At 36.5% G+C, this 21,201-nt stretch carries 16 protein-coding genes and 2 pseudogenes; 12 read left to right on the top strand and 6 right to left on the bottom strand.

The features are described 5' to 3' along the window. Positions 1–22 precede the first annotated feature (22 nt). The 8 genes from KKW16_RS07105 (at position 23) to cpdB (ending at position 9,670) form a co-directional block, all read left to right on the top strand. A complete protein-coding gene (locus KKW16_RS07105; RefSeq protein ID WP_048953157.1) occupies positions 23–1,027 on the top strand; it encodes an ornithine carbamoyltransferase in 1,005 nt (334 codons plus the stop codon). 9 nt (positions 1,028–1,036) lie between these two features. Continuing rightward, positions 1,037–1,969 carry a carbamate kinase gene (gene arcC, locus KKW16_RS07100; protein ID WP_048953156.1) on the top strand — a complete coding sequence of 311 codons (933 nt, stop codon included), beginning with the start codon at positions 1,037–1,039 and terminating at the stop codon, positions 1,967–1,969. Positions 1,970–2,074: 105 nt separating this feature from the next. Continuing rightward, on the top strand, positions 2,075–3,604 hold the full coding sequence (locus KKW16_RS07095) for a YfcC family protein (RefSeq protein WP_005632201.1): 1,530 nt from the start codon (positions 2,075–2,077) through the stop codon (positions 3,602–3,604). 89 nt (positions 3,605–3,693) lie between these two features. Continuing rightward, positions 3,694–4,161: an Lrp/AsnC family transcriptional regulator gene (locus KKW16_RS07090; protein ID WP_048953155.1), complete on the top strand. Its 468-nt coding sequence runs from the start codon at positions 3,694–3,696 to the stop codon at positions 4,159–4,161. A gap of 81 nt (positions 4,162–4,242) precedes the next feature. Next, the gene (gene pepE / locus KKW16_RS07085; protein ID WP_048953154.1) at positions 4,243–4,947 is read left to right on the top strand and encodes a dipeptidase PepE; all 705 of its coding nucleotides are present in this window, start codon (positions 4,243–4,245) and stop codon (positions 4,945–4,947) included. Between the two features lie 17 nt (positions 4,948–4,964). Continuing rightward, positions 4,965–6,260: a C4-dicarboxylate transporter DcuC gene (gene dcuC / locus KKW16_RS07080; protein WP_048953153.1), complete on the top strand. Its 1,296-nt coding sequence runs from the start codon at positions 4,965–4,967 to the stop codon at positions 6,258–6,260. 72 nt (positions 6,261–6,332) lie between these two features. Further along, complete coding sequence (locus tag KKW16_RS07075; protein WP_140524128.1) at positions 6,333–7,604, top strand: M20 family metallo-hydrolase; 1,272 nt, start codon at positions 6,333–6,335, stop codon at positions 7,602–7,604. Between the two features lie 92 nt (positions 7,605–7,696). Continuing rightward, the gene (gene cpdB, locus KKW16_RS07070) at positions 7,697–9,670 is read left to right on the top strand and encodes a 2',3'-cyclic-nucleotide 2'-phosphodiesterase (RefSeq protein ID WP_048953151.1); all 1,974 of its coding nucleotides are present in this window, start codon (positions 7,697–7,699) and stop codon (positions 9,668–9,670) included. A gap of 105 nt (positions 9,671–9,775) precedes the next feature. Here cpdB and KKW16_RS07065 read toward each other — a convergent pair whose 3' ends face one another. Continuing rightward, positions 9,776–10,168, bottom strand: a complete 393-nt coding sequence (locus KKW16_RS07065; RefSeq protein WP_046953379.1) for a MerR family transcriptional regulator — start codon at positions 10,166–10,168, stop codon at positions 9,776–9,778. A 24-nt stretch (positions 10,169–10,192) separates the two neighbouring features. Next, positions 10,193–10,870, bottom strand: a complete 678-nt coding sequence (locus KKW16_RS07060; protein WP_048953150.1) for a cation diffusion facilitator family transporter — start codon at positions 10,868–10,870, stop codon at positions 10,193–10,195. Positions 10,871–11,376: 506 nt separating this feature from the next. Here KKW16_RS07060 and mnmG point away from each other — a divergent pair. From mnmG to KKW16_RS09070, 4 genes are all read left to right on the top strand, one after another. Continuing rightward, the gene (gene mnmG, locus KKW16_RS07055; protein WP_048953149.1) at positions 11,377–13,266 is read left to right on the top strand and encodes a tRNA uridine-5-carboxymethylaminomethyl(34) synthesis enzyme MnmG; all 1,890 of its coding nucleotides are present in this window, start codon (positions 11,377–11,379) and stop codon (positions 13,264–13,266) included. 92 nt (positions 13,267–13,358) lie between these two features. After that, complete coding sequence (locus KKW16_RS07050) at positions 13,359–13,712, top strand: helix-turn-helix domain-containing protein (RefSeq protein ID WP_048953148.1); 354 nt, start codon at positions 13,359–13,361, stop codon at positions 13,710–13,712. A gap of 274 nt (positions 13,713–13,986) precedes the next feature. Further along, complete coding sequence (locus tag KKW16_RS07045) at positions 13,987–14,205, top strand: DDE-type integrase/transposase/recombinase (protein ID WP_140524126.1); 219 nt, start codon at positions 13,987–13,989, stop codon at positions 14,203–14,205. 50 nt (positions 14,206–14,255) lie between these two features. Further along, a complete protein-coding gene (locus KKW16_RS09070) occupies positions 14,256–14,504 on the top strand; it encodes an IS3 family transposase (protein ID WP_140524124.1) in 249 nt (82 codons plus the stop codon). Between the two features lie 545 nt (positions 14,505–15,049). Here the strand turns inward: KKW16_RS09070 and KKW16_RS07035 are convergent. The 4 genes and pseudogenes from KKW16_RS07035 to KKW16_RS09065 form a co-directional block, all read right to left on the bottom strand. Next, the gene (locus KKW16_RS07035; protein ID WP_048953147.1) at positions 15,050–17,239 is read right to left on the bottom strand and encodes a S8 family peptidase; all 2,190 of its coding nucleotides are present in this window, start codon (positions 17,237–17,239) and stop codon (positions 15,050–15,052) included. 2 nt (positions 17,240–17,241) lie between these two features. Further along, positions 17,242–18,315 carry an AAA family ATPase gene (locus KKW16_RS07030; RefSeq protein WP_048953146.1) on the bottom strand — a complete coding sequence of 358 codons (1,074 nt, stop codon included), beginning with the start codon at positions 18,313–18,315 and terminating at the stop codon, positions 17,242–17,244. A gap of 416 nt (positions 18,316–18,731) precedes the next feature. Next, positions 18,732–20,167 (bottom strand): annotated as a pseudogene (locus KKW16_RS09015) (hypothetical protein). After that, positions 20,128–21,191, bottom strand: a pseudogene (locus KKW16_RS09065) (TniQ family protein). Before KKW16_RS09065 ends, KKW16_RS09015 begins: the two co-directional pseudogenes overlap by 40 nt. Positions 21,192–21,201 lie beyond the last annotated feature (10 nt).

Here is a 21,201-nt window from a genome sequence, read left to right as displayed (position 1 = left end):
GTCAAAACACAAGGAGATTATTATGGCTTTCAATATGAAAAATAGACATTTACTTAGTCTTGTTCATCACACAGAACGTGAAATTAAATATCTCTTAGATCTCTCCCGAGATTTGAAACGAGCCAAATATACAGGCACAGAACAACAAAAATTAAAAGGCAAAAATATAGCGCTCATCTTTGAAAAAACCTCCACTCGCACACGCTGTGCATTCGAAGTCGCCGCTCATGATCAAGGCGCACAAGTCACCTACATCGACCCGAACTCCTCTCAAATTGGCCACAAAGAAAGTATGAAAGATACCGCCCGCGTATTAGGCAGAATGTATGATGGCATTGAATATCGTGGCTTTAAACAAAGTATCGTTCAAGAACTTGCTGATTATGCTGGTGTGCCAGTATTCAATGGTTTAACCGATGAATTCCACCCAACACAAATGCTTGCCGACGTACTTACCATGATTGAACATTGCGACAAACCATTAAGCGAAATTAGATATGTATATATTGGGGATGCTCGCAATAACATGGGTAATTCACTTTTATTAATTGGTGCAAAATTAGGTATGGATGTTCGTATTTGTGGACCTAAAGCATTATTACCAGAAGCTAGTCTTGTGGAAATGTGCGAAAAATTTGCGAAAGAAAGTGGCGCTCGTATTACTGTAACTGAAGATATCGACAAAGCTGTGAAAGGTGTAGATTTTGTTCATACTGATGTGTGGGTTTCAATGGGTGAACCATTAGAAACTTGGGGCGAACGCATTAAATTATTACTTCCTTATCAAGTCACACCTGAATTAATGAAACGCACAGGTAATCCAAAAGTGAAATTTATGCACTGCTTACCTGCCTTCCATAACAGTGAAACCAAAGTTGGTCGTCAAATTGCTGAAAAATATCCTGAATTGGCTAATGGTATTGAAGTGACTGAAGATGTATTTGAATCTCCAATGAATATTGCATTTGAACAAGCTGAAAACCGTATGCACACAATTAAAGCAGTCATGGTGGCAAGTTTGGCATAAGGAGAGCGTATGAGAATAGTGATTGCATTAGGCGGTAATGCGTTATTACGACGCGGAGAGCCGCTGACAGCCGAAAATCAACGACAAAATGTTCGCATTGCTTGTGAGCAAATTGCTAAGGTTTGGCCAAATAATGAATTAGTAATTGCGCACGGTAATGGCCCACAAGTGGGTTTGCTCGCATTACAAGGTGCTGCCTATACTGATGTGCCAACCTATCCTTTAGATGTATTAGGTGCAGAATCAGTAGGAATGATTGGTTATATGATTCAACAAGAACTCGGTAATTTAGTTCCATTTGAAGTGCCATTTGCAACTTTATTATCTCAAGTAGAAGTTGATATCAACGACCCAGCTTTTAAAAATCCAACTAAACCAATTGGCCCTGTTTATACGAAAGAAGAAGCTGAACGTTTGGCAAAAGAAAAAAATTGGTCTATCGCACAAGATGGTGATAAATATCGTCGCGTTGTGCCAAGTCCATTACCAAAACGTATTTTTGAAATTCGTCCAGTCAAATGGTTACTTGAAAAAGGCAGTATCGTAATTTGCGCGGGTGGCGGTGGTATTCCGACCTATTATGATAAACACCATAATTTACAAGGTGTTGAAGCTGTTATCGACAAAGATTTATGTTCAGCTTTACTTGCAGAAAATCTTGACGCTGATTTATTTATCATCGCAACTGACGTTTCCGCAACTTTCGTAGATTGGGGTAAACCAACTCAAAAAGCAATTTCTGTCGCATCACCAGAAGCCATTTCAGAACTTGGTTTCGCTGCAGGTTCCATGGGGCCGAAAGTACAAGCCGCGATCAACTTTGCGAAACAAACAGGAAAAGATGCAGTAATAGGCTCTTTATCTGATATTGTGGATATTGTGAAAGGAAAAGCTGGTACTCGTATTACGAAAAAAGCTGAAGGTATATCCTATTATGCTTAAATAATAAAAGAACTTTGAGAAATCATTCTCAAAGTAAAAAGTGCGGTCGGTTTAACCGATGTTTTTACCAACCGCACTTTAAACGTTAAACATAAGGAGCTCGCTATGGATGCGTCCAAAAAGAAGAAAACGTTTAATTTCCCATCAGCGTTTACTATTTTATTTGCAATATTAATTCTCGCTGTTGGATTGACCTGGGTAATTCCATCCGGTTCATATTCAAAATTAACATATAACTCCACAGATAATGTTTTTGTCGTCAAAGCTTACGGCGTTGACGATAAAACTTATCCCGCCACAACAGACACTCTTGATAATCTCAATATCAAAATTAAACTCTCCAACTTCACCGAAGGCGTGATCAAAAAACCAATCGCAATTCCTGGTACCTATCAACGAGTAGAACAACACCACAAAGGCATTGAAGACATCACCAAAAGTATGGTGGAAGGAACTATCGAAGCCGTTGATGTCATGGTCTTTATTTTCGTGTTAGGTGGTATGATTGGTGTCATTAACCGTACTGGTTCTTTTAATGCTGGTTTGATGGCTCTGGCGAAGAAAACCAAAGGTAATGAGTTTTTTATTGTATTCAGCGTATCCGTCTTAATGGTGTTAGGCGGCACAACATGCGGTATTGAAGAAGAGGCCGTGGCATTCTATCCGATTCTGGTGCCTGTATTCCTGGCTCTAGGATATGATGCGATAGTCTGCGTAGGGGCTATATTCCTTGCTTCATCTATGGGGACCGCATTCTCTACAATTAACCCATTCTCCGTTGTTATCGCATCAAATGCAGCTGGTATTCAATTTACTGAAGGTATTGGTTTCCGTGCTCTAGGTTTAGCTTTAGGCGCAACTTGCGTAATCGCATATCTTTATTGGTACTGTAAAAAAATCAAAGCTGACCCAAGTTTTTCTTTCACTTACGACGATCGCGAAGAATTTCGCCAACGTTATATGAAGAACTTTGATCCAAATGCAACTATCGCATTCTCAGCTCGTCGCAAATTAATCTTAACGCTTTTCTGTATTGCATTCCCTATTATGATTTGGGGTGTAATGGTTGGCGGATGGTGGTTCCCTCAAATGGCTGCATCTTTCCTTGCCATTACTATCATCATTATGTTTATCAGTGGCTTGTCTGAAAAAGATATAGTGGAATCCTTCACTGAAGGTGCATCAGAATTAGTAGGCGTGTCCTTAATCATTGGTCTTGCTCGTGGCGTAAACTTAGTGCTCGAACAAGGTATGATTTCTGATACTATCCTTGATTATATGTCTAATGTGGTTAGCGGTATGCCGGGTAGCGTATTCATCTTAGGTCAATTAGTCGTATTTATTTTCCTAGGCTTAATCGTGCCGTCTTCTTCAGGCTTAGCCGTGCTTTCAATGCCAATAATGGCGCCACTTGCTGACTCAGTGGGTATTCCACGCGATATCGTGGTTTCCGCTTACAACTGGGGACAATATGCAATGCTATTCTTGGCACCAACAGGATTAGTATTAGTGACTCTCCAAATGTTGCATATTCCATTTGATAGATGGGTTAAATTCGTCATGCCAATGATTGGATGCTTATTATTAATCGGATCTATTTTACTGGTAGTACAAGTATCCTTATATAGCGTTTAATTAGCCAAATTGCCGCCTAGATCACAGTTTTTCTAGGCGGTTTCTTTTATAATAAGTTATCTTTTTTGTTAGCATAAAAAGGATTTACTATGCTTAAAAAATGTTTCGATAATATAGATACTCGTATTCTTAAAGCATTACAACGAAATGGTCGATTACAAAATAATGAACTTGCCAACGAAATAGGGCTTTCAAATTCAGCTTGCTTACGCCGAGTAAATCAACTGGAAGAAAGCGGCGTAATTGATAGTTATGTTGCCTTATTGAATCCCAAGAAAGTAAATTGTAATCTTATCGTTTATGCATTAGGTTCTTTCTTTGAAGAAGATCCAGAATTAAAAGAGCGGTTTATTTTTGAAGTAAAATTAATCCCACAGATCATCGAATGCCATTTTATGGCAGGAACTTTCGATTTTCTTCTGAAACTTTGTGTATCAGATTTAGAAGAATTTAACCACATTAAAACCACCTATCTTAATTCCAGGCTTGGCATTAAAACCTTAAAATCAGAAGTAACACTAAAAACGGTTAAATCAACAACTGAGTTGCCTTTATAAAAATCCAGCTTTTATGCTGGATTTTGTTTTTAGCTTCGACATAATAGCAATAACTTTTCATCCCTAAAAAGGATTATAAATATGAAAAACATGTTACTGCTCAGTAGCTCAAAATACAAGAATACAGGTTATCTTGAACACACTGTACCTTGGTTACAAAATTTCTTGGCTGATTATCGTGGTAAAACTATTGCTTTTGTGCCTTATGCTGGGGTACGTCGCACTTTTGATGAATATGAAAAAACTGTGCAAAATGCACTTTCTAATTTAGGGATGAATATTGTTTCCGTTCATCATGGTAAACAGCATCGAGATATCATTGAACAAGCAGATGTCATTGCTATTGGCGGCGGGAATACATTTTGTTTGTTAAAACAACTTTATGAGCACAATTTGATTGATATCATTCGTGAAAAAGTAAATAACGGTACGCCTTATTTTGGTTGGAGTGCTGGCGCCAATGTAGCGGGCGCATCTATTATGACAACTAATGATATGCCGATTACTTATCCTCCTTCATTTCAAGCATTACAACTTTTTCCTCATCAAATTAATCCACACTTTATTTCAGGTAAAATCCAAGGCCACAATGGCGAAAGCCGAGAAGAACGTTTGGCAGAATTTTTACTCGTTAATCCAACTGCATTTGTATATGCATTACCTGAAGGTTCTGCGCTTCATATACAAAATGAAATGGCAACTGTGTTGGGCGAAAATCCTATTTTGTGCTTCAGTGAAAATATGGAATGTGGCACATTTGATATCAATACAACTTTTTCTTATTAACTTAAAGGGAACATATAATGGAATTATTTAAATCCATCGTTGCAGTGATTGGCATTATTGCCACAATTTATTTTCTGATTAAAAAAGCCGAAACCCGAACCGTTTTGATTGGTGTCGGTTTAATAATGTCCATTCTAACGCTTAATCCAATGGGCGCATTAGATGCTTTTGCCAAAAGCATGACATCTGGCGGATTAATTATGGCCATCTGTTCTAGTATGGGTTTTGCTTATGTAATGAAATACACTCAATGTGATACTCATCTAGTGCATTTACTTACTAAACCATTAAGCGGATTAAAATTCTTCTTAATTCCGATTGCAACAGTCATCACCTTTTTCATCAATATTGCTATTCCTTCTGCTGCTGGTTGTGCAGCTGCAGTTGGCGCAACATTAATTCCCGTTTTAAAAAGTGCGGGTGTTCGACCAGCTACTGCTGGTGCAGCTATTTTAGCTGGGACTTTTGGATCAATGATGAGCCCAGGTTCTTCTCACTCAGCAATGATTAGTGAAATGTCAGGCTTAACTATCGCTCAAGTAAACCTTTCACATGCGCCATATAACATGATTGCAGGAGCAATAGGTGCTGTTGTTTTAACAATTCTTGCGCTTGTTTTTAAAGATTATGGTGAACAACATCGCCAAGCTTATCTTGCAGAACAAAAAGAAAGTGAAATTAAAGTTGTTGAAGGCGTCAATGTACTTTATGCCCTTGCACCATTAATACCATTAGTTATTTTAGTGATTGGTGGAACGTCATTACAACAAGTACCAGGTCTTGAATGGACTAAAATGGGCGTTCCTCAAGCGATGTTGATTGGTGCAATTTATGGCATTATCGTAACTCGTATTTCCCCAGTAAAAATCACTGAAGAATTTTTCAATGGCATGGGAAATTCTTATGCAAACGTACTTGGTATCATTATTGCCGCCAGTGTATTTGTAGCAGGATTAAAATCTACGGGCGCAGTTGATGCTGCAATTTCTTTCTTAAAAGAATCCAACGAATTTGTACGTTGGGGTGCAACAATTGGACCATTCTTAATGGGCTTAATTACAGGCTCTGGCGATGCAGCAGCGATTGCCTTTAACACAGCCGTCACGCCACATGCTGTAGAACTCGGCTACACTCACGTAAATCTTGGTATGGCAGCAGCGATTGCTGGTGCAATAGGCCGTACAGCTTCACCAATTGCAGGCGTAACTATTGTTTGTGCAGGCCTTGCGATGGTAAGCCCTGTAGAAATGGTAAAACGTACCGCGCCAGGCATGATACTTGCCGTTTTATTCTTAGCATTATTTATGTTGTAAAAATAGTAAAAAAATTGACCGCACTTTATTTAAGTGCGGTCTGTTTTTATAGACTTTTAAAGGAAGAAAAAAATGAACTTAGATTTAAATCAACTTGTTAAATGGCGTCGTGAATTTCATCGTTTTCCAGAAATTGGTTGGAGTGAATTTTGGACAACTTCTCGCATTGCGGATTACTTGGAAGACTTAGGTTGTTTTGAAATTTTTCTTGGCAAACAAATTATAAATCCAGACTTTGTTCGTGGACGAAAACAAGCTGTAGTAGATAAAGGTTTAGCTAATGCAAAAGCCTATGGAGCCAATGAAAAATGGCTCGAAAAAATGGAAGGGTATACTGGTTGTGTGGCATTATTTGATTCAGGTAAACCAGGAAAAACCATCGCATTACGTTTTGATATCGACTGTGTGAATGTAACGGAAACTCGCTCACCCGAGCATATTCCAAATAAAGAAGGTTTTGCTTCAATTAACGATGGTTTTATGCATGCTTGTGGACATGATTCACACATTACAATAGGTTTAGGCGTTGCATTATGGATCGCTCAGAACAAAGATAAACTCACGGGAAAAGTAAAAATTGTATTCCAACCAGCAGAAGAAGGTGTTCGAGGTGCAGCAGCCATTGCACAAAGTGGCATAATTGATGATGCAGATTATTTTGCTTCTTCACACATTAGTTTTTGCGCGAATACAGGCACAGTTATTGCTAATCCAAGAAATTTTCTTTCCACCACAAAAATTGATATTCGTTATAAAGGTAAACCTGCACACGCAGGTGCTGCGCCCCATTTAGGTCGTAATGCTTTATTAGCTGCAGCGCATACAGTCACTCAACTTCATGGTATTGCACGCCATGGTGAAGGCATGACAAGAATTAATGTGGGTGTGCTAAAAGCGGGTGAAGGACGAAATGTCATCCCATCTTCTGCTGAATTGCAATTAGAAGTGCGGGGAGAAAATAAAGTAATTAATGAATACATGACCGAACAAGTCATGCAAATAGCCAAAGGTATCTCCATAAGTTTTGATGTCGCATATGAAACTGAAATTGTAGGTGAAGCAGTGGATATGAATAATGATGTTGAACTTATAAAACTTATCGAAGAAATATCTCTTGAACAACCACAAATAAATAACGTAAATTCAGATTATGCTTTCAATGCAAGTGAAGATGCGACTATTTTAGGTAGACGTGTACAAGAACACGGGGGTAAAGCCATTTACTTTATTCTTGGTGCAGATCGTACAGCAGGTCATCATGAAGCTGAATTTGATTTCGATGAAAATCAATTGCTTACTGGAGTTAATATTTATACTTCTTTAGTACAAAGATTATTAGCTTAATTAAATAAAAATATTTTTACTCCTTTCTTTTAAGAATCCGCTATTTTTCTTAGAATAAAGGCAATATCTACCCACCTTATAAGGAAAACTCAATGATTAATAGACGTCATTTTATTCAAATCGGTGCAAGCAGTATTCTTGCATTAAGTGCAAGCCGTTTTGCGACAGCAAAAGATAAACATGATGTAGATTTACGTATTGTTGCTACTACTGACGTTCATAGTTTCTTAACAGACTTTGATTATTACAAAGACGCACCAACCGAGAAATTCGGTTTTACTCGTGCAGCAAGCCTTATTCGTCAAGCACGTGCTGAAGTAAAAAATAGCGTATTGGTTGATAACGGGGATTTAATTCAAGGTAACCCTATTGCTGATTATCAAGCTGTACAAGGCTATAAAGAGGGCAAATCTAACCCTGCGGTTGATTGCTTAAATGCTATGCACTATGAAGTAGGAACTTTAGGTAACCACGAGTTTAACTATGGTTTAGATTATTTAGCTGACTGTATCAAACAAGCTAAATTCCCAATTGTGAATGCGAACGTAGTAAAAGCGGGGACAGAAGAGCCTTATTTCACACCTTATGTCATTCAAGAAAAATCTGTGGTGGATAATAATGGCAAAACACATAAATTAAAAATCGGTTATATCGGTTTTGTGCCACCGCAAATTATGGTTTGGGATAAAGCGAACCTTCAAGGCAAAGTCGAAACCCGTGATATTGTAAAAACAGCACAAAAATATGTCCCTGAAATGAAGAAAAAAGGGGCTGATATTGTCGTTGCATTAGCTCACACAGGCCCATCAGATGAACCTTATCAAGAAGGTGCTGAAAACTCAGCATTCTATCTAGCTGATGTACCACATATTGATGCCGTCATTTTTGGTCACTCACACCGTTTATTCCCAAATAAAGAATTTGCGAAATCACCAAATGCAGACATCGTAAATGGTACAGTAAAAGGTGTACCAGAAAGTATGGCTGGTTACTGGGCAAATAATATCAGCGTGGTAGATTTAGGCTTAACAGAACACAAAGGTAAATGGATTGTTACTTCAGGTAAAGCGGTTCTTCGTCCAATCTATGATGCAGAAAATAAAAAAGCGCTTGCAGAAAATGACCCAGAAATTACCGCACTTTTAAAACCAGTTCACGAAGCGACACGTAAATTTGTTTCTCAGCCTATTGGTAAAGCAACAGATAATATGTACAGCTATCTTGCATTAGTACAAGATGATCCAACCATCCAAATCGTGAACCAAGCACAAAAAGCCTATGTAGAAAAAGTTGCACCAAGTGTTGCAGCAATGGCTGGCTTACCTATTTTAAGTGCAGGTGCACCATTTAAAGCGGGTGGTCGTAAAAATGACCCAACAGGTTATACCGAAGTAAATAAAGGTAAATTAACTTTCCGTAATGCGGCAGACTTATATCTCTATCCAAATACATTAGTGGTTGTTAAAGCTACAGGCGAGCAATTAAAAGAATGGTTAGAATGTAGTGCAGGTATGTTTAAACAAATTGACCCTACAAGTGATAAACCACAATCATTAATCGACTGGGAAGGTTTCCGCACTTATAACTTTGATGTGATTGATGGTGTTAATTATGAATACGATCTAACCAAACCTGCTCGTTACGATGGCGAATGTAAATTAATTAACCCAGAATCGCATCGTGTAGTAAATTTAACCTATCAAGGAAAACCAGTTGATCCAAAAGCAGAATTCTTGATTGCAACGAATAACTATCGTGCTTACGGTAATAAATTCCCAGGCACTGGCGATCAACATATTGTTTACGCATCGCCAGATGAAAACCGTCAAATTTTAGCTGATTACATTAAAGTAACCAGTGAAAAAGAAGGTTCTGTAAACCCTAGCGCGGATAAAAACTGGCGTTTTGTGCCTATCACAGGTAACGATAAATTAGATGTCCGTTTTGAAACTTCACCAAGCGAACAAGCAGCCCAATTCATCAAAGAAAAAGCACAGTATCCAATGAAACAAGTGGGTACTGATGAAATCGGTTTTGCAGTGTATCAAATTGATTTGTCAAAATAATAATTAGAAAAATAAAATGCTGTCTAAAAATTAAAATTTAGGCGGCATTTTTTCTTCCTAAAGAGCGGTCAAATTTCTGAGTATTTTTAATCTACCTTCTTTCTTTTACAAATTGCATTCGCTTTTCAATCCTTCTATTGCTTTACATTCCTCTTCATTATGTTCACTTTCGGTAACAATAGATTGTAAAAAAGCTTTAATTTCTAATAATTGAAATATTTTATTTTCTACTTGAATAAGTTGATTAAGTACTAATTGATCTGCTTGATAATGATCTTTCGTACTAAACCTAATACGATTGAGTTCCCGAATATTCTCTAAAGAGAAGCCCAACATTCGACATTTTTTAATAAAGTTTAATTGCTCTATACTCTCTTCATCATAAAATCGATAACCATTAGCCAATCGCTTAGGTGGAGGTAATACTCCTTGTTTCTCATAGTAGCGAATAGTTTCAATATTAGTATGTGTAGATTTACTTAATTCATTAATTTTCATTATTTCCTCAAGCAATTTTTTACTTTAATGAGAATGATCATTCGGCAATGAATTGTCATCGCTACTATATAAGGATTTAATAGCTTGAAAAACTGTAGAAATACCGCTGTGTAATACAAAAATACTTAAGATACCACTAGCAACTACATCAACCCACTGCCAATTTAACCACCAAGCACTTATTCCTGCAATAATAGCAACAACCGAACCAAATAAATCTACTAAAACATGCAAATATGCTGCACGAATATTCAAATTATGGCGATTACTTTTTAGCATTATAAAAGCTACCAACAAATTAATCCCAAACCCTAGTAAAGCTACACCTAACATTGGCAAAGCGTCTATTTCTATCGGAGCCTGCCAACGTGTTACAGCCTCAATAAAAATCCAAATAGCGACCCAAACTAATGAAATTCCATTGATTAAAGCTAACCATTTTTGCCATTTTAGACTTAAAAATAACCCAATCCATACTAAAAAAATAGATAAACTATCATTTGCCATATGCCCAGCATCAGCCATCAAGGTAAGGCTGTTAAACCAATATCCCCCTAGAAATTCAACAACCATATAAAAAGTAATAATTGCAAAACTGATGCCTAATACCATTTTATTTTTAGAAATTTGACTATGAGGGCAAGATGCATACTGCTGATATTCTTTAGGAGTATAATTTTTTACTAGAGAAACTTCTTTCATTTTATTTCCTTAACTATTTGATTTGAAAGAAGCATAAAACCTGTAGTAACTACAAAGTCAAATCATAAAACTTACATTTAATAAAATTAATTATTTAAAAAAAGCTAAATTATAGAGATTTCAATAAAAATTCATTTTTATCTGTGGATAACTCATAAATAATCTGTCATAAAACTGTTTTTACTCACTTGATAACTTTGAGAAAAAATAAAGTTGTTAATAACTTTCCATTTTACACACAAGATTTTTAAAGAAAATGATCGCATTTTCACAAGATCTTTAGATTCTATAACACCTGTTTCCATAAGGATCGAGTAAGGTTACTCACAACCTCAAAGGATCTTAATAGTAACAATAATAAGATCTTTATATATAAAAAGAGATCTTATTTACTAATAAAAACGTGATCTTTCAAAGGATCAATAGATCTATTCTTTTTTTGTCAGGTGTTTTAAATTTCTGTAAAATAATGCCAATTTTTTGATCCGAATAATATAGAGATAGATATGTTTTACACTGAAACTTATGATGTGATTGTGATCGGTGGTGGTCATGCGGGTACAGAAGCCGCGCTTACACCAGCTCGAATGGGATTAAAAACCCTTTTATTAACGCATAATGTAGATACTTTAGGGCAAATGTCTTGTAACCCTGCAATTGGTGGGATTGGTAAAGGTCATTTAGTAAAAGAAGTAGATGCAATGGGCGGTTTAATGGCTCATGCTGCAGATAAAGCAGGGATCCAATTTCGTACTTTAAATAGCAGTAAAGGCCCAGCAGTACGTGCTACTCGAGCTCAAGCTGACAGAGTTCTATATCGTCAAGCTGTTCGTACAGCATTAGAAAATCAACCTAATTTAGATATTTTCCAACAAGAAGCCACTGATATTCTAATTGAGCAAGATCGAGTTACAGGCGTTAGCACAAAAATGGGATTAACTTTTCGTGCTAAATCAGTGATATTAACTGCAGGTACTTTCTTAGCTGGTAAAATTCATATTGGTTTGGAAAATTATGAAGGTGGTCGAGCAGGGGATCCTGCTTCTGTAAATCTTTCACATCGATTAAGAGATCTTGGATTACGTGTAGATCGCCTTAAAACAGGTACACCACCACGTATTGATGCACGTACGATCAATTTTGATGTTTTAGCTAAACAGCATGGTGATGCTGTTTTACCCGTGTTTTCTTTTATGGGATCAGTAGATGATCACCCACAACAAATTCCTTGTTATATAACCCATACTAATGAACAAACTCATGAAGTGATCCGTAATAATTTGGATCGCAGTCCAATGTATACTGGTGTGATTGAAGGGATCGGGCCACGTTATTGTCCATCCATTGAAGATAAAGTGATGCGTTTTGCGGATCGTAATTCACATCAAATCTATTTGGAACCTGAAGGCTTAACCAGTAACGAAGTGTATCCAAACGGGATTTCTACCAGTTTGCCGTTTGACGTGCAAATGGGCATTGTGAATTCCATGAAAGGTTTAGAAAAAGCTCGCATCATCAAACCAGGTTATGCCATTGAATATGATTATTTTGATCCACGTGACTTAAAACCAACGTTAGAAACTAAATCGATTTCAGGTTTATTCTTTGCAGGTCAAATTAACGGTACAACTGGTTATGAAGAAGCGGCAGCACAAGGCTTATTGGCGGGGATTAATGCTGGTCTTTATGTACAAGAGAAAGAGGCATGGTATCCACGTCGTGATCAATCTTATACTGGCGTACTGGTTGATGACCTTTGTACGCTTGGTACCAAAGAACCGTATCGCGTATTCACTTCTCGTGCCGAATACCGTTTGTTATTACGTGAAGATAATGCAGATATTCGTTTAACACCTATTGCCCATGAATTAGGTTTAATTGATGAGGCTCGTTGGGCACGCTTTAATCAAAAAATGGAAAATATTGAACAGGAACGCCAACGCTTACGCAGCATTTGGTTGCATCCGCGCTCTGAATATTTAGGAGAAGCGAATAAAGTGCTTGGTAGCCCACTTATGCGTGAAGCCAGCGGTGAAGATTTATTGCGCCGTCCAGAAATGACTTATGATATTTTGACTTCTTTAACGCCATACAAACCATCAATGGAAGATAGAGAAGCTGTAGAACAAGTGGAAATTGCCATTAAGTATCAAGGCTATATTGAGCATCAACAAGAAGAAATTGAAAAACAAAAACGCCACGAAAATACGGCAATTCCAGCTAACTTTGATTACAGCAAGGTTTCTGGTTTATCTAATGAAGTACGTGCGAAGTTGGAACAGCATCATCCAGTTTCCATTGGCCAAGCCAGCCGAATTTCAGGTGTTACCCCTGCGGCAATTTCAATTATTCTGGTGAATTTGAAAAAACAAGGTATGCTGAAGCGTGGGGAATAAAGTTTTTTTAATTTAAATGTAAAAGAGCGGTGAATTTGATCTGCACCCCAAAAGTTGGACTCAACAACCAACAATTGAGGTGCAGATTTTTTATGGGTAAACGCTATACAACAGAATTTAAATTACAGGCTCTCCAACCTATCTTGAATGGAGAAATGAGTATCAGAGAAGCCGCGCTTTTTTACAATATTCCTTCCAACACCTTAGTCGGGACATGGTTGAAAAGGTTTGAAAAAACAGGCATAAAAGGACTTATTTCCCGCAAACCATCAGGACGACCGCCAATGAAACCCAAGTATGCAAAAATGCCACCGCCACCCAAAACTGAAGAAGACCGTTTACGTTTGAGAATTTTACAGCTTGAAGAGGAGGTAGCCTACCTAAAGGAGTTGAGAAGGCTTAGACTTCAGGACGAAGCCGAGCAACGGAAATTATTCAAAGGTTAAGAACACTCTATCCGTTAAAATGGCTTTTAGGCTTTGCACAGTTAGCGCGTAGTACGTTTTTTGCTAAACTTCAGATTAAACTGGATAAGGATGAGCAGCTGAAAAAGACTATTAAACGCATCAAAGCTAATCATCCTGATTATGGCTATTGACGCGTTCATGCCTGTTTGCCAGGCGTAAATCATAAAAAAGTCCAACGTTTAATGCAGGCCTTGGATTTCAAGTGCGGTCAAGAAAAAGTAAGAAATTTACGACCTATTGAGGCACGATAGGGGTGATTGCACTGAATCATCTTGAACGCGATTTTAGCGCAACGGCCCCGAAACAAAAATGGGTGACTGATATCACCGAGTTTAAGGCTAAAGATGGAGGAAAAGTCTATTTATCTCCAATTTTAGACTTATTTAACAATGAGATAGTCTCCTATAATCTCAGCTATTCCCCAAACTGGGCACAAGTAGAGAACATGTTAATGCAAGCAGCAAAGGATTAAATAAAGCTTGTGGTGTCATTTTACATTCAGACCAAGGCTGGCAGTATAAAATGATGGCTTATAGTCGGATCTTGGCTGAACATGGCATCATTCAAAGTATGTCGAGAAAAGGGAATGGCTTGGGCAATGCCGCGATGGAAAGTTTCTTTGGGATATTAAAAACGGAATGTTTTTATGGTCGGGAATTTAACAGTAGAGAGGAGATAGTTGATGCCGTCAGGGATTATTTGGATTACTATAACCACCGACGGATTCAACTAAAACTAAAAGGACTGAGTCCGATACAATATCGAAAATAATCCTTTAAATAACAGTCTAACTTTTTAGGGTCAGATCACAATAGCCAAAATTGGAACTTATTTAAGATATTTGCTGATATAGTATCAGGTTGGGGATAAGTAGCGACTACATCGATTCTAAAGATGGAAAAATGTCATCATTTAGACATCGAGAAGCTAAAAAACGAATAATAACTGGGTTTGGAATGGTATTAAAAAATTACTCTAAAATTTAGGAAATAATAATAAATAAAACAGTTGTGCTAATGTTACTGGCTATTTCAAGTTCTATCTATGATAATTACAATAATTATTATAAACAGTAATACTTTATAATCAACATCAATACGGAAATACAAATAAAAGTTCCATCTGTACAAAATCATTTATTCAGTTATAGTGTAGATAAGAAGACCGGTGCATTAGCAATGGATGCTATACGTAAAGGTGTAGAGTGGGATGGTACATTACAGCCGATACAGTAAGCGGAAATGATGTAAAAAAGCTGAATAGTTATATTCAGCTTTTTATTATGCATATTCTATTGTATTAAAATGTTTAATGTACTAAGTGTGTTGTAATACAATTTGTTGTTGTACCTGAATTGGTTGGAGTGTTTGATATTTTTGTCTTATTAAGTTATACAGATTAGGCATTTCCTCTGCGGATAATGTAACAACTAAAACGTAAGGTAAATCTTCCAGTTCGTTTATATGAACAGGCATACCACAATCTCTTCCATAATAAATTATATCAAAACATGGGGTTGTTAGTTGGTTAGCTTTAAACTTGTGTTCACTTCTTATTGTGTTTTCCCACTTATGGGCATCGCGTTGTTCACTTTCATCCATATAAATACGTTTCTGATTAAAAAATGGGAATGTAAGTCCCGGGGCATCATCAGTACTTTTTCGCATAGTGACCTCAAGTCCGCTTCTTGTATAATTGAGGGAATGTTCGGGATCTACCGAAGTTGAGAAACAGAGCGTTGCCCTTAAATTTACATTTCCCCGCATAGGTATGTTTGGAATTGGAATTAAGGCTCGCATATATTGTGATGGTTTGAGAATTCCTTGATAAATAACTTTTACTTCATCATCACTACAATAGATAATATCATTAATATCATTAGGGAAACGTCCCCATCCAATTTCATGACGCGGAAAATCCTTAGGTTCTGCATGATGTACGAGGAGAGCTTTAGCTGTTAATGGCGTGATGTTATATTGTAGGGATGTGCTTAAAGCTATTGCCTGCCGTAATACTAATGGGGCAGCAAAACTTGTACCGGCAGTGCTTACAATTCCGTTATTCATCGGACTATATGTTTGAAATGGTTCTTCGGCGTGCCCTCCAAAAGCAACACCATCCGGTTTTATATATCCAGGGCTTCTACCAGGGCCAATGCAGCTATATAAACATCTTTCCCAGTCATCAGATAGAGAAGTTGCCGCACCAACGGATAATCCATTGACTAAATCTGAAGGTGGTTGAATTCGATTCAGTGATTCAGGTAAATGTCCATCATTGCCAACGGCGATAGTACAAAGTGTTCCGCTTTTAGCAAAAATTTCTTCAAGAGTAGAAGTCCATACGTGAACATCGTCGTCGTCAATTGGTAGTCTTGGACCTAAACTTAGGTTTATATAATCATATTTTGTTTGCTCTAATATCGTTTTTATACGGATAAGAACATCAAATAAATCTGTATCAGTATTATTAATATCCGAGTCTAAAACTCTATAATGATCTATATTACAATAAGGCACACTAAGCTTTTTAGTATTACTATTCACAACACCAAAAAGAATAGTGGATGTGACATCTTGCCCATGAGAAAGTAATTGGGCACTAGTATTACCATTACCCCAAATATATTCTTTAACCCAAGGATCAAAATTATTAATTCCTAGTCCTCCATCGAATATTGCAACTTTTAAATCAGGATTTATAGCTCTCTCCGAAGGAGGGCTAAAAGTGGTTTCATTGGTAGATGAACGTAATATCACAGGATCATTAACCCGTAATTCGGGTAATTGTCTTAAGGTCCGTAGAAAAGAAAATTCCGCGAGTTTCAATGCCATATCTTTACTGGCTTTAGCTGGTATGAATGTTAATCCTTTTACGTTTATACTTCTTTTTTTATCTATGAAAACACCATTTTGTTTTGCGAATGTTTCAAAAGCATCAACAATTCCTGAAGGGGTATTGGGTGTATGTAAAGCTATTTCAACAGCTACAACCTCATCATTATTAAAACTTTTTACTTTATCTGAAATAGTTAATATAGATATACTTTCTAACGTAATAAAATCATCTTTTAGGCTTTGATTTAGTTTGTCTTCATTTAATGTATCAAGAAAGTTCTGAAAATTCTCTTTTTTACCAGATACATAAATACAGGCGGTTGTATATTCTTCTCTCCACCCTTTCTTTTTGATATTTTTTCTAGGCTTAATACTAACGGCCTTGCTGCCTATATTTTGAAGAGAAAATTTATTTAATAACTTAACTGGAAAATAACTTTTAGCTAAAAAAGCCGGATGAAGAACGAATTTTACTACTGCTTTCCCCTCTGGCATTGCAAGCGGTAGTGTATTGTTAATTTCAGAAATGACCTCATTTAGCTGCGCTACAATAACAGGTTTGTTTTCTTCATATGTATACGGCTTATTTTTCGGTCCTCCGCCTGTATTTAATATCACTGGGCTAGTAAGGGTTTCTCCATAACCAAGAAGCATATTTTTATTATTCATTTTTATAATCCTTGTTCTTTCACAAATTTTTGTATTTGAGATCTTGAAATCCCTAAGTCTTGTGCAATTTTTCGTTGAGAAATATTTGTTGATAACATCGTTTCAATAACATTTTCCAGTAAGACATTATCACCTAATAATTCATTAATTAATGTTGCACTGAAAGGTTTTTTTTCTATGATAGAATTTTTTTTAGCTTGATTGATGGATCTTTCTATTATGGCATAAGAAATATCATGTAATTTAGTTGATATATAATCTGCCAGATTATTACTAATATCTTTAGATATCAGATATTTTTTAATTAGTTCTTGATTCGGAAGCTCAAAATCAATAATACTGTCAAACCGTCGCCAAACAGCAGGATCTAGAAGCTCTGAATGATTAGTTGCTGCTATCAGGACAGATTGCTTAGGCCATTCGTCAATAGCTTGGAGAATAACGGTTACTAATCTTTTTAATTCACCGACATCAGTTGTATCGTCTCTCTTTTTAGCTATTGAATCAAACTCATCAAGTAATAATACACATGGAAAAGATGAAGCATAATTGAGTACGGCTTTAATATTATTGCCGGTTTTACCCAGATAACTGCTCATTACACTGGCGAGATCTAAAGTTAGGAGGGGTATGTCAAGTTTATGAGCAATCCATTTGGCAGATAATGTCTTACCTACTCCTGGCGGACCACTTATAAGCAAGGATGTAGATGGATGTAGCCCGCCTTTATGTAAGGATTCTTTCATTTCCCACTCAGCTATAAAGCGATTTAACTGAGTATTTACTTTTTCTGACCATATAGGAACTGTATCCATAATTACCGGATATACTTCAATTAGTAATTTTTGTCTGGTATCGGCGTCAACAGGGGAAAATTGAGGTGTTAATGATTGCCCTCTTGTGACAGCATTAGTGTTTGAAGTAGAAATTAAAGATTCCAATTCCTTTGCTAAGTCAGGTAGTTCTTTCTTTAGCTTTTTGGCTATTACTTTCAACCGCATCAAAAGGCTATCTTTTTTCCCGGTAAGAGCATCATTTACTACATCAATAAACATTTTATTTATTACATTGGCCATAAATTTACAAAAATCCTTATAAATAGATAAAATTTTTGAAATTATAACCCAAAAAAAACAAAGTTAAAGCCATTTTTATTTATTTTTAGTTTGTTTTTAACCATTTTTTATTAAAACTGAGCCAATCTTGTTTTTTTACTAAGATTATACCAAAAATCGTTGATAGATTGTTTTTGTTAAAATTAGTGGTAGCCCTTGATTGTAATAATGTAGCAAACAAAATTATAATACATAACGTAATCTCTCACATTAGCCACTGTGTAACTTAACATCAACTAACCATCCTTTTGTATAATAAATCTCTATTTATGTGCTGATAATAGGCTGGCGTTTATTGTTAGTTTTATCTATGCCTAGATTTAAGAAATAGTTTTGCGATGTAAATTGCAAAAATGATATTTTCCAAACCTAAAATACTAAACAACACACTTATAAATCTCCTCTGGTAATAAATAATTCCTATTTTCGTAACAATCAATAATAAGTAACTTTATCAATCTTGATGATGTTCTCCTGCGTTGGCATTTTTATTGTAGCGCCGTATAAGCTGTATAACACAACAGAAACTAGCTCCATTAGCTCTCTTTGGGGTAAATAGGCTTGCTTATAGAGTTCTACTAAGCGCTGAGAACAATGTTTTTTAAGCTGTTTAGTCTTAATTTGCTGAATCCGCTTATAATTGATTTCAAGCTCTCGATGGTATTCCGCAAGTGATTGATAAAGCTTGTTATTGCCGCCGTTTGCCCTGATTTTTCCACTAAATATTGATTTAGCTGATCTTGTGTTGGGTAATCCGTAATATTGTTAACACTGATTAAATCTATCGCAGGTTGCAAAGCTAATCGCACTGATTTAATTGAAGTTTTACCTTCATCACACCGACGTTGCAATTTCTGATAGTAACTTTCGATACGAGGCTCGGGCTCTTTGAGTTTATTAAAAAGAGCTTGTATGCGTTCTAATTCAGCTAAATTATCTTTTAACACTTCATCAACAATAATCTGATTGGTATCAAGCAACCAGCGTAATACAGTTAAATTGGCACGCAATCCATTTGGTTTAAAGTGCGTAACTAGCTCCGCATTTTTGCCAAATTTCATCACAATTAATGAAGAACCGCATAAAAATTGATCCTTTATCCAAGGCGACACTAATACCACATTTTCGCATATACCAGAAAATGAACTTCTTGTAGGTGGTTTTAACTGCTTTATTACACAAGATATGTCCATTTAGGCGAATCATATTGAACAATAAACTTCGTCTTGAACAATCATGGCAAACATTACCGTAACCAGATGGCATTTCACCGTTGAATTTCAGGCAAATTGAAAGTAACTGTTCGTCACATTTCTTGCACAACAGTATCTCTTGGTTATGAACCTTACGATAACTACAGCAATTCTTACAAGTTGCAAAAGTATATCGACGATAGCACTGCAAACAGACCAATTCATTCGTCATGGGCGAACGGTATCTATCGTGTGTCATTTTACCGCATTCTGAGCATTCTATTTTCTCTCGAAAATAATGAGTGCAAGAACTACACACCGCACCGACTTATTATACTGATTTCAAATGTACCAGCTTATTTACCATAGCGTACACAATCCTTTAATTTTTCGCATTCAAGACAAAGTTTACCATCAAGGTGAATACGTTTGAGTTGTTCGCATCGCTTACAAGATGTTTTTTTAAACCACTGGACGTAGCAATTTTCACAATAATATTCTTCTTGGAACTTGCGTGTAACTTGAGCTTTGCCACAAATAGAGCAACTATTTCTCTTTTGAGAGCAAATTTTAGTGATTTTCATGCTGCGATTTTTAACTGCCGTTTTAAGCGTTCCCATTGACGGTTTAGACTTAAAACAGAATCAGTCTTAGATTTATTAGTTACTGTCTTACGGCTTACAGTTTTGCCTTCTGGTGTGTATTTAAAGAGTGTATCAAGTTTCGTAGGATACTTTTCAAAGTCAAACACCTTTTGTGTTATACCACTTTGTTGAATAGCTTGAATAAAATCCTTACTTGGTAATTTTTGAATTTTAATCGCGTTTACCAATAGATTCTTGCGCTCTTCAACAGGAAGCTGTTCAAATGCAAGAGCTGTTTTGGTTTGGTATATTTCTACTTGAGAAATACCGCATTATTCCACAAACCTTGTGAAAGCATGAGTGGATTTGGAAACCGCAGCACGTCAAATAAAATTGATGAAGTAATGCAATGTAGCAAAGTACACTTGCACATCCACACGTTTTCTGAAACATTCACCTGAATTAGTCGTAAACGCATTATTAATCGTTTCCATCGTTACGATTTCTACTTCATTAAGAGGTGTCATCACAACCTATAATTTCTCACCGCATTGATGGTAATAATTCAATTGTTGTTTCTCTGTAGAAAGTAAATGCGGTTGATACAGTTCACTACAACAAGGACGTTTGGACTCAAGTAGAACCTGATGTTCTAAACAACCAAAGTGCTACGCAAAACGCCATTCATTACGCAAATAAGGAGTTTCCTCTAAGCAACAAGGACAATAAGATTGACCGACACGAAAAGTGCTATTATACGAACCTCTTGAAATCACCTACTTCGCTTGACCTTTAATCAGGGTGCTTTCGCCATTAATCAGTTTCAATACGAAATACATCGAATGGTTAGCTAAGTTTACCTGCTGATTAAGTGATAATGCTTTAATATCTTCATGAATCTGCGGTACTATCGGTTCAACCCTCTATCTAAATCACACATCCATAGTCGCCATTTATCCCAATAAAATCCAGTAAATATAATCGACTCCGTACCGTAATCTAAAGCAGCACGAATAAGCCACGAACTGATGCTTTCATTCGGATAAAGTGGAGTTCAGATACCCCCTGAT

It is taken from the genome of Haemophilus sp. SZY H8, from assembly GCF_018829755.1.
Classification (GTDB): Bacteria; Pseudomonadota; Gammaproteobacteria; order Enterobacterales; family Pasteurellaceae; genus Haemophilus; species Haemophilus haemolyticus_K.
The sequence above is the reverse complement of the archived record's forward strand: the minus strand, read 5'-3'. Positions and strand labels throughout refer to the sequence as shown.